At 41.9% G+C, this 11276-nt stretch carries 7 protein-coding genes and 1 pseudogene; 3 read left to right on the forward strand and 5 right to left on the reverse strand.

Annotated features, from left to right (window positions below; translation table 11 throughout):
* Nucleotides 1-285: 285 nt before the first annotated feature.
* Both AC5YCI_RS14280 and AC5YCI_RS14285 read left to right on the forward strand, forming a co-directional pair.
* A complete protein-coding gene (locus tag AC5YCI_RS14280) occupies nt 286-1581 on the forward strand; it encodes a solute carrier family 23 protein (protein WP_496175749.1) in 1296 nt (431 codons plus the stop codon).
* An 86-nt stretch (nt 1582-1667) separates the two neighbouring features.
* The gene (locus AC5YCI_RS14285) at nt 1668-2564 is read left to right on the forward strand and encodes a LysR substrate-binding domain-containing protein (RefSeq protein WP_496175750.1); all 897 of its coding nucleotides are present in this window, start codon (nt 1668-1670) and stop codon (nt 2562-2564) included.
* Here the strand turns inward: AC5YCI_RS14285 and AC5YCI_RS14290 are convergent.
* A pseudogene (locus tag AC5YCI_RS14290) lies at nt 2561-3288 on the reverse strand (sulfite exporter TauE/SafE family protein). The gene AC5YCI_RS14285 and the pseudogene AC5YCI_RS14290 sit on opposite strands and share 4 nt — an antisense overlap.
* 112 nt (nt 3289-3400) lie before the next feature.
* On the opposite strand from AC5YCI_RS14290, the gene AC5YCI_RS14295 reads away from it, so the two are divergent.
* Complete coding sequence (locus AC5YCI_RS14295; RefSeq protein ID WP_496175751.1) at nt 3401-4111, forward strand: HAD family hydrolase; 711 nt, start codon at nt 3401-3403, stop codon at nt 4109-4111.
* A gap of 17 nt (nt 4112-4128) precedes the next feature.
* Here AC5YCI_RS14295 and AC5YCI_RS14300 read toward each other — a convergent pair whose 3' ends face one another.
* The 4 genes from AC5YCI_RS14300 to AC5YCI_RS14315 form a co-directional block, all read right to left on the reverse strand.
* Nucleotides 4129-4416 (reverse strand): chorismate mutase, encoded by a 288-nt coding sequence (locus AC5YCI_RS14300; RefSeq protein ID WP_496175752.1) that lies wholly within the window; start codon nt 4414-4416, stop codon nt 4129-4131.
* Nucleotides 4397-5704 (reverse strand): hypothetical protein, encoded by a 1308-nt coding sequence (locus AC5YCI_RS14305; protein WP_496175753.1) that lies wholly within the window; start codon nt 5702-5704, stop codon nt 4397-4399. The genes AC5YCI_RS14300 and AC5YCI_RS14305 overlap by 20 nt, the downstream gene beginning before the upstream one ends.
* A 247-nt stretch (nt 5705-5951) precedes the next feature.
* On the reverse strand, nt 5952-7781 hold the full coding sequence (gene ilvD / locus AC5YCI_RS14310; protein ID WP_496175754.1) for a dihydroxy-acid dehydratase: 1830 nt from the start codon (nt 7779-7781) through the stop codon (nt 5952-5954).
* Nucleotides 7782-8107: 326 nt separating this feature from the next.
* A partial coding sequence (locus AC5YCI_RS14315; RefSeq protein ID WP_496175755.1) for a tandem-95 repeat protein occupies nt 8108-11276 on the reverse strand: 3169 nt, incomplete at its 5' end.

Here is an 11276-nt window from a genome sequence, read left to right on the forward strand (position 1 = left end):
GATTAGTTTAGCTCTTTTAAGCACATCTGAAAGATGTGCTTTTTTTTGCTTAATAAAGCAACAAACCCATCTTTTTTTTTATAGGAATGATTAAAGAAGATTATAAGTATGACTGATATAGCAAAACTAAATTAATGTACTGATTTTGGGGTATTTTTAATTTTCATACTTTTACCGAGCGGTAAAAATACAATAAAAGTCATAGTATTAGTTTTACTCATAGCTCTAGAAAGTTATGAAAATAAGCGTATGATGTGTCCAATTTATCTATTGAGTGTACATTTTATGACCAATTGGTTCCCTAAATGGCGTCCGTTTACGGATGATATCGATGCACGCCCAGTTGGTACTACAGAATATCTCCCTCCTGCACAAAGTATCATGCTTGGCGTGCAGCATGCTTTTGCTATGTTTGGCGCCACTGTACTTGCGCCACTACTGATGGGCTTTGATCCAAATCTTGCAATTTTAATGTCAGGTATTTGTACCTTACTGTTTTTTTGCCTGACCGGTGGTCGTATCCCAAGCTATCTTGGCTCAAGCTTTGCATTTATTGGCGTGGTGATTGCTGCAACGGGTTTCTCAGGTGCTGGGGGAATAAATAGCAATATTGGTCTGGCTGCGGGCGGTATTATTACCTGCGGTATCCTTTATATGTTGTGTGGCTTTTTAGTCATGGCAACCGGTACTCGATGGATTGAAAAATTAATGCCACCTGTCGTCACAGGTTCGGTGGTGATGATTATTGGCTTACATTTAGCGCCTGCAACGGTCAAAAATGTCGCTGGTGATCAATTTAATATGTGGATGTCTTTGGTGACCATTCTTTGTATGGGCATCATTGCGGTATTCACTAAAGGAATGTTGCAACGTTTGTTGTTACTTGTTGGCTTAAGCCTCTCTTATGTGGTGTATTTTATTACCACCAATGTTATGGGTTATGGCACGCCAATTAATTTTCTCCCTGTACAACAAGCAGCATGGTTTGGTGTACCAACCTTCCACTCACCTGAATTTAGCCTCAATGCGATTTTAATTATTGCACCCGTGGCTTTAATCTTGGTGGCAGAAAATTTAGGTCATATTAAAGCTGTAAGCGCCATGACCGGCGAAAACCTAGATCCACATATTGGTAAAGCTTTTGTGGCTGATGGTGTAGCTACGTCACTAGCAGGTAGCGTTGGGGCACCAGGGATGACCACCTATGGTGAAAATATTGGTGTGATGGCAGTTACACGCGTTTACTCAACCATTATTTTTGCGATTGCCGGTGTATTTGCTATTTTTCTAGGTTTATCACCAAAATTTGGTGCGATTATTCAAACCATTCCTACCGCAATTTTAACCGGTGCTTCAATTGTGGTGTTTGGTTTAATTACCTTAGCGGGTGCTAAAATTTGGATTGAACATCGTGTTGATTTTTCAACCAACAAAAACCTTATGGTTGCTGCTGTTGCGATTATTTTAGGTACAGGTGACTTTGCCCTGCAATTTGGCGATTTCAACCTAGGCGGGATTGGTACTGCAACTTTAGCTGCTGTATTACTAAATTGGTTATTTAGTTTGGCAGATAAAAAGTAAAGCTTTTGCAAAATTTTAGCAGCCCAAGGGCTGCTTTTTTTTGCCAAACTCCTTTAGCATAAAGCAAAAACTCTCAGGCTAAAGCCATGCGTCTAGATTTATTTAGCTTACAACTGGTACAAAATATTATACAAACCGGTAGCCTCACCGAAGCAGCTAAACTCAGCCATATTTCTTTACAAGCAGCGAGTGAGCGTTTAAAAAAACTAGAACAGCATTTTCAAAGCCATTTATTTATTCGGCATCCTCATGGTTTAGAACCTACTTTAGCTGCCCAAACCTTAAGTCAGCATAGCCAAGTGATCCTGCAACAGGTCGATCTGTTGCACCGCGCCATGCAAAATTTTGTCAAACAGCCCAATGTACAGCTCAACCTATGGTGTAATTCTTCAGCACAAAGTGAATATTTGCCTATGGTATTACCACAATTTTTACAGCAATACCCACATCTGCATATTGAGTTGCATGAAGCAGAAAGCGCTGAAATTGTCACTGCGCTTGAACATGGTCAGGCTGATTTGGGTATTATTTCTAATTTTTTCCAGCATCAAAATTTACACAGCCATGCCTTTGCTAGCGACCCTTTGGTACTTATTTGTTCAAAGCAGCACCCACTCAATGGTGTGCAACATACAGAACTGAGCCAAATTCTAAGCCAGCCCTTTATTGGATTAATGGCCTATCAGTCCCTGCAACAATCTATTGAAGCGCAGGCCAAACAACTCAATAGCCCTATTCTCTATCGCTTACGTTTACCCAACTTTGCTGCGATTGCTCAAGTGGTCAGTCAAAATGTAGGCGTGGCAATTATGCCCAAACGTGCTGCACGGCGTTTGCAACGTCTATATGATTTGCATTGTGTGGCCTTAAGAGGGGCTTGGGCCAATCGTCAGTTGTTGTTAGTTACTAAAGACTTTCAGCAGCTCACGCCAGACTATCAGCTTCTCAGTGAATTTTTATTACAACAGGCCAAGCAGTTTTAATGTAGCGCCATATAACTGCCAAACACAATTAAACCGCAAAAAATACTTGCCGGAAACGCTGCTCAGAAATCGCCGAACGAATCTTTTTCCCCAACCACATGCCCACTAAAGCTGGTACTAAAGCCAAAAATGACCAGCTATAATTGAAATCACCTATAGTTTGGCTATTCATCGCTAAAAACCCAGCTAAACATAAGGTTGAGGTGGTAAAAGCTAAACCTAAAGCTTGTACCAAATCATCACGCTTTAAATGAAGTGCTTGTAAATATGGCACGACAGGAATCACCACCACACCTGTTGCTACAGTTAAAGCTCCACCCAAATACCCCACAATTGGGGATAAGTATTTCTCCCGTGTGGATAAGTTTGGCATCTGCTGCGCACATAACCCATATATGCCATAAATTGCCAACATAACACCAAGTAAGGCTTCAGCTTGAAACTCACTCTGTGCCAAAGTGGGAAAAATACTCCATATAGACCCTACAACAATGCCCAGTAACAAGGTCCAAAAGCGTTTAATAAGACGCCACACCTCACCTTCGGCAAATAATTGCCAAATATTAGTGATCATGGAAGGAATAATTAATAATGCCGCCGCTTGTACAGGTGCCATCACCAAGCTCATTAAGCCCATAGAGACCGCAGGTAAACCTAAGCCTATGGTGCCTTTAATCATACCTGCGATGGCAAATACAATCATCACATACCACAACAGATCCATAGCGCTACTCTAGCTTATATTTTTGCTTATGCTATAACGGCTCTAGGCTAAACACCAATGCGGTTTTTACGAACATGCCTTAGGCAAAAGTTGAGGCCAAGAGGAAACATCTATGCTTAATAACAAAAAACTGGTCTGCTTTGATTTAGATGGAACTTTGCTCGATTCAGTGGGTATTTGGAATCAAATCGATGCAGCTCTAATTCAGCAACTTAGTGGTCAGTCTATTGATTTAAATCAGATTCAAGCTGAGCGCGATCAAGCCTTACAACGCTTTTGTGAGCGACCTGATCCTTATTTAGACTACTGTGGCATGTTACAGCAACAATATAAGTTCAAGTTCACTCCGCGCGCCATTAAAGATTTACGCTATCAAATTTCACATCATTTTTTAGATCATGTGGTCGCCCCTAAACCAGATGCTGACGTGTTTATACAACAGTTACAACAGCGCGGTTTAGAGCTGGTATTGGCGACCACGACCAGCCTTAATAATATTCAACGTTATTGCCAAAACAATTATAAAATCAATCAAAAGATTAACTTTAATGACGATTTTTCCTTTATCTTAACCCGTGAGGATGTGACTAAAATCAAGCCGGATCCAGAAGTGTATTTAAAAGCACTCCAGCATTTTGATCTTGCTGCAACAGAATGCTTAGTGGTTGAAGATTCTCTGATTGGCGTCCAAGCGGCTTTAGCTGCAGGTATACAAGTCTTGGCGATTTATGATCAGTATTCAGCACAAGATTGGGCACACATTCAAGCATTAGCCACTTATAGCGCTACCGATTATCAGGCAGCACTAGCAGCACTGTTGTGAGTGCAGCGTTAGTCAGCTTAAGGGCGGATTTCCTTAAGTTCACGGCGAATAATATGCTCTGTGACTTCGTGATAAATCCGCTCGACCAAATCTGGATCTAAAGCATGTGCTTCTGCTTCGGCACGTACTTTGCTAATTACCTGTTCGGTACGTTCTGGTGATTGTATTTCATAACCACTACGTTTAAATTTTAATGCTTGATCCACATAAAATTGACGAGTTGCTAAAAGCTCAATTAATGCTGTATCAATCGCATCAATTTTAGCGCGGGCTTGCTCGAGTGTTTCAGGTTTTTCTTTGTTCATTTTCACTTTCATTTTCACTTTTATATAATTCTTCTAACACATTACTGAAAATACTTTCAATCATCCACACCCGATATAAGCTATTAAAAACATAGCTTTGCCCTGCAATACGCAGTTCTAAGACAGGCAAACTCGGCTGTGACTTCATTTCACAGTACATATCATTTTGCTGTAAACGTAAACCAATATCTTGCTCTGTTAACTGGCTAATATTTAAATCACGGCGCAGTTGGTCGAAATGGCTTTTAAAGGAGAGATCTTTAGCTTTGGTCCATACTTGACGCAAAATTTCATACATCGCTTCAAGTTGCTGCTCGGCAGGTACACTATAAAATAATGCTGCCATGGCCAGTGTTGCAGCCTCGGTCGGACGACAAAACGGGGTAAATTTCACTTCACTACGTTTAGATAAGCGGGTGGCCAAACCCCAATCAAATTGATCACGGCCTTGATAACTCAGCGGATAAATATTGAGTTGAATATTATAATAATCCGCCAGTTCTTCTTTAATATAAGCCAATAAAAGCCAAGAAATTGGATCTTCTAAAGCAATATACAAATCTAATTCAGGATCAAGCGCTTGAATCTCATTGAGCTCTTCGGCATCACTAATTAAATGCTCACGCCATTCAATATGATTAATTAAAAAAATAGGATTATCAGTTAACAGTTTTTGTTGTTGTAAACGGCGCGCTAAACGAAGTAAATCATCTACAGCTTGGTACTTACGATCAGCAAATTCAAAATAAGCACTTAATACCGGCGTTTGGTTAAAAACGCGTTCTGGAAAATCTTGCACTTGATGATGACGACTGGCCATCGCATGTAAGGTACGCAATTTGCCATATTGCTTTTGCCAAAGCATATGGAACACATCTTCCATCAAATATAGGAAATCTTGGCCACGTAATGGTGTATGGCGCAAAATTGTTTCTGCTTGCTGTAGTGCTTCAGCATGCGGTTGTTCCGGTGTGTCATGAAAACTAAAACGATGCTGTTTAGATAAAATTTTTGCATCATTTAAGCAATACTGCTGCCACTCGAGTGCAGTCATGTCGTTTGGTGGGTGAGCAGCTTGATTTGAAATCACCACTTTGAGTGGTTTCATTTCATCAGTTAGTATTTCTTCTAATTGTGGCAGTTGTTGTGCTGCTAAATAGCTATAAACATCATCTAAACGCAAATAAATCGTCAAACCTTGATCCGTAGGTAACACCTCTTGGCGAACTGGTTTTTGGTAAAACCAACTCGATCGGATTGGATCGAACCAACGGCGTAGCAGTGACATGAAAGTAGCCTCGGAATAGACGATATCAGCTTTAAAATTTCTACAGCAAGAAGTGCAAAATCTGCTGTAATTAAACAAAAATTTAAATCTAGTAGCAAAACTTATAACAAGTTCAGCTGAGATGTTCAATCTTTAGCAACAATTTCCGCTATAGATCTAGATTTAGATGACCAAAGCCTAGCTTAGGCAAGCTTAAGGGCTAAAAAAGCACCCCAAAAGGAGTGCTTTTTTTAAAAATTCGCTTTAGTTAGATCTCGCGAACTGCGCCTTTAGCAGCACTTGTCGCATGTTTAGCATATGCTCGGAGTGCTTTAGATACTTTACGTGGACGCTCTTTGGCAGGCTTCCAACCTTTTGCTTCTTGCACTTCACGGCGCGCAGCCAATACATCTTCAGCCACGGCTAAATGAATACTACGGTTTGGAATATCAATTTCAATACGATCGCCATCTTCAACCAAGGCAATTGCACCGCCTTCGGCTGCTTCTGGAGACACGTGACCAATTGAAAGACCTGATGAACCGCCTGAGAAACGACCATCAGTCACCAGTGCACAGTCTTTACCTAAACCTTTCGATTTTAAGTAACTGGTTGGGTACAACATTTCTTGCATACCCGGACCACCTTGTGGACCTTCGTAGCGAATTAATACCACATCACCTGCCACAATTTTTCCGCCTAAGATCGCTTCTACTGCATCATCTTGGCTTTCAAATACACGTGCTGTACCGTTGAATTTTAAAATCGATTCATCCACACCTGCGGTTTTGACGATACAACCATCCAGTGCGATGTTACCGTAAAGCACAGCTAAACCACCATCTTTAGAGAAAGCATGTTCGGCATTACGAATCACACCTTTCTCACGGTCGCCATCCAAACGCGAGTAGTAACGGTCTTGTGAGAATGCAGTTTGCGTTGGTACACCACCCGGTGCTGATTTAAAGAAGTTATACACCTCTTCTTCTTCAGTACGGATAATGTCCCACTTATCTAAAGCATCTTTTAATGTTTTTTCATGTACTGTTGGTACAGATGTATCCAACAAACCTGCACGGTCTAATTCACCTAAGATTGACATGATTCCACCTGCACGGTGCACATCTTCCATATGCACATCTTTCACCGCAGGTGCAACTTTACACAGCACAGGCACTTTACGCGATAAACGATCAATATCGTCCATGGTGAAGTCCACTTCTGCTTCGTGTGCAGCCGCTAATAAGTGAAGTACGGTGTTGGTCGAACCACCCATCGCGATATCTAAAGTCATGGCATTTTCATACGCAGCTTTAGGAGCAATATTGCGTGGTAATACACTGTAATCGTTTTGTTCATAATGGCGTTTAGTGATTTCAACAATCAACTGACCCGCACGCTCAAACAATTTTTTACGGTTGGCATGTGTAGCAAGCGTTGAACCATTACCCGGTAAAGACAGACCTAAGGCTTCGGTTAAACAGTTCATTGAGTTTGCAGTAAACATACCTGAACATGAACCACAGGTTGGACATGCAGAACGCTCATAGGCTGCCACTTCTTCATCGCTAAAGTTGTCATCTGCAGCCACCACCATGGCATCAACCAAATCAATGGCAAGTTCGTTGCCACGAATTTGCACCTTACCTGCTTCCATTGGACCGCCAGAAACAAACACCACTGGAATATTTAAACGCATGGCTGCCATGAGCATTCCCGGTGTGATTTTGTCACAGTTCGAAATACACACCATGGCATCGGCACAGTGTGCATTGACCATGTATTCTACCGAGTCAGCAATTAAGTCACGCGATGGTAATGAGTACAGCATGCCATCGTGGCCCATTGCAATGCCGTCATCGACTGCAATGGTATTAAATTCTTTGGCTACACCGCCTGCTTGTTCAATCTGACGTGCCACCAGTTGACCTAAGTCTTTGAGGTGAACGTGGCCGGGTACAAACTGAGTAAATGAGTTGACGACTGCAATAATTGGCTTGCCAAAATCTTCATCTTTCATCCCTGTTGCACGCCATAAGCCACGTGCACCAGCCATATTTCTTCCGTGTGTCGATGTTTTTGAACGATAGTCAGGCATTGTGTAGTTCCAACAAATGTTATGCTTGAGATGAACCTAAATTCACTCTGGCTAAATAGACTGCTTGTAATTAAGATCAGTCAGAATAATTTTTAATCATACGATGATTAAAGCAGCCTCTTGTGCAGATGACCAGTGTTTATTCCTAAAAATATAACTCAAGACAGTAAAAATCTAAAATCTACTATAAACCGAAGATTGAGTTTTAAATACAAAACTTCTATGAATATTTTTACTTTTTTACATAAATTTTATTTATATAAAATGAATTCTTGCTTCATAAAAAAGCCAGCTCTGAAGCTGGCTTTTTCAATTAAAATTCAGACTTAGCCAAACACAATACGGCCATCATCCATCAGTTTTTGTAAATCTAGCGCACTACTTTGATTTTCTAAAATCAACACTGGCTGATAACCTACAAACTCATTTTGCTTACCATCACGATCAATCGCGAGCGTCACCGTATTGGTTTCCGCATCAAATGTTAATTCGATGTATTCAGCAGCATTTTCTTGGGTAATCCCTTGCAATACCCCAGGTGAAAATTGAAGGGTATCTTCGCTAGCATCAAAGTCATCCCAGGTGTCGGTACTATGCCCTGCATTGTTAGACTCTGAGGTTAGTACATTGTAGATCAAGGTATCGGCGCCAGCTCCTGCATGTACGTAATCATTGCCTTGGCTGGCATAGATGGTGTCATCTCCACCACCTGCAAAGATCATGTCTTTACCTGCACCAGCATAGATAGTGTCATTACCACCCGTTTCTGGGAAGAATTCAGGATGCTTTTTTAAGAAGTCTAACAGCGCACGCTCATCTGGCTCTTTATTGCCATTTTGCGCTTTTAGATATTCAACGACTGCATCAATGCCTGAACCTGCTGGTGAAGTACGTCCTGCAAACTCTAAACTATCCGTATTAATGCCGTCAGCAAAAATAAAGTCATTACCATGCTTGGCATGGAAAGTTTGATTAACTCCTTGTGCGCCGGTAATAAAGTCATTCCCTTCTGTACCGTTCACCACCGCATTGCTCGTTTCAATTTCGCCACGCTCAAGTAAACGAATTGTTAAGGTGGTAACTTCACCTTTACCATTGCTAGATACACCATCATCCGGTTGGAATTTAAATGAATCATATTTTTGATTAGACAGATTATCATTTGGTTTATAACGGATGCGATTGCCGTCGACTGTAGAGTAGTTAATACGGTCACCGACTTGAACTTTCACCCATGCATTACGGTTGAAATATTCCAATACACCATTGGTTGGTAGTTCAGTCACTAATAAAGTGATATCGGTAATGTCGTGATCGACGTCGCTGACCTCAAAGTCATCTAAATCAAAGTAGTACTCAACGCCTGGTGTATTGGTAATAGTGATTGAGGCGTCAAGTCCCACAGGTGCATCGTTTTCACCTTCAACATGGAATGCAACTGTTGATGTTTCACGTAAACCATTGTCATCCGCTAATGTGTAGTGCACGATTGGCGGCACGTAAATTTCTTGAGCATTGACATCAGAATAGAAGTCTTTCGCTGGAGTAAAGGCAAAAGTACCATCGGCATTAATTTTGATCGTACCGTAATTTTGAATGACATATTCTTGCCCTGGTTGATAAACGGTTTTATCATCACCCACGCGGAAATGATCGATACGGATACCTGGATCATCTTTTACATCGTCATCAATTAAGCTAGTACGAGGAATACTTCGTCCTGTATCACCTGCATCTCCCACAGTAAATGAAGTAACAACACCGCTGTCCTCCATCAACCGTACAATCTCACTGTCATCTTGTGCAATTACATCAATAGTGATCACTGAAGTACTGGTTTCGCCATCTGGATCTGTTACAACAACAGTAAACTCATCTGGACCATTGTAGTCAGGGTTTGGCGTATAGGTATATTCGCCAGTCTCTGGGTCAATTTCAACTCTACCATTAGTAGGTTGTTCGGTCACTTCATAGCTCAGAGGATCTTCATCTGGATCTGTTGCTGGGACTTTACCTTTAACTGGAGTATCTTCAAGCGTAGTTTTTGTATCATCTTCGGCAACAGGCGCATCATTAACCTCATCCACAGTGATATTGGCTGTCGCAGGGTCTGACTCTAAGCCTTCATTATCAGTTGCTACATAGTCAAATGTGGTTTCGCCGTTCCAGTTTTCGTTTGGCACAAAGTACACAGTCTCTTGTGCATCAAATGGTGTACCTGCAACCACAGGAATCGTGCCGGCTTCATCAAGGTACAAGGTGCCGTTTTCAGGTAAAGTCGTGACTGTAATGGTCTCAACGGTACCGTCTACATCGCTGTAGTCGAGTACCACTGGAATGGTAGTATCTTCATCGCCTGTTGCAGTGACATCTTCAGCCACTGGTGGATCGTTGACATCGGCAATGGTAATCGTAGCAGTGGCAGGGTCTGACTCTAAGCCTTCATTATCAGTTGCTACATAGTCAAATGTGGTTTCGCCGTTCCAGTTTTCGTTTGGTACAAAGTACACGGTCTCTTGTGCATCAAATGGTGTACCTGCAACCACAGGAGTCGTACCAGCTTCATCAAGGTATAAGGTACCGTTTTCAGGTAAAGTCGTGACTGTAATGCTCTCAACTGTACCGTCTACATCGCTGTACTCGAGTACCACTGGAATGGTAGTATCTTCATCGCCTGTTGCAGTGACATCTTCAGCCACTGGTGGATCGTTGACATCGGCAATGGTAATCGTAGCAGTGGCAGGGTCTGACTCTAAGCCTTCATTATCAGTTGCTACATAGTCAAATGTGGTTTCGCCGTTCCAGTTTTCGTTTGGTACAAAGTACACGGTCTCTTGTGCATCAAATGGTGTACCTGCAACCACAGGAGTCGTACCAGCTTCATCAAGGTATAAGGTACCGTTTTCAGGTAAAGTCGTGACTGTAATGCTCTCAACTGTACCGTCTACATCGCTGTAGTCGAGTACCACTGCAATGGTGGTATCTTCATCACCTGTTGCAGTGACATCTTCAGCCACTGGTGGATCATTCACAGGAGTTACATCAATAGTGATCACTGAAGTACTAGTTTCGCCATCTGGATCAGTTACAACGACAGTAAACTCATCTGGACCATTGTAGTCAGGGTTGGGCGTATAGGTATATTCACCTGTATTTGGATCGACAACAACCTCACCATTGCTTGGTGGTTCAGTCACTTCATAAGTGAGTGGATCATCATCTGGGTCTGTCGCTGGAACTTGTCCTGTGATTGGGGTGTCTTCAGGTGTTTCAACCTCGTCATTTTCTCCAACTGGCGGATCATTGACATCGGCAATGGTAATCGTTGCAGTAGCAGGGTCTGATTCTAAGCCTTCATTATCAGTTGCCACGTAGTCAAATGTGGTTTCGCCGTTCCAGTTTTCGTTTGGTACAAAGTACACGGTCTCTTGTGCATCAAATGGTGTACCTGCAACCACAGGAATCATGCCAGCTTCATCAAGGTACAAGGTACCG

This window comes from Acinetobacter sp. CY17 (assembly GCF_059515825.1).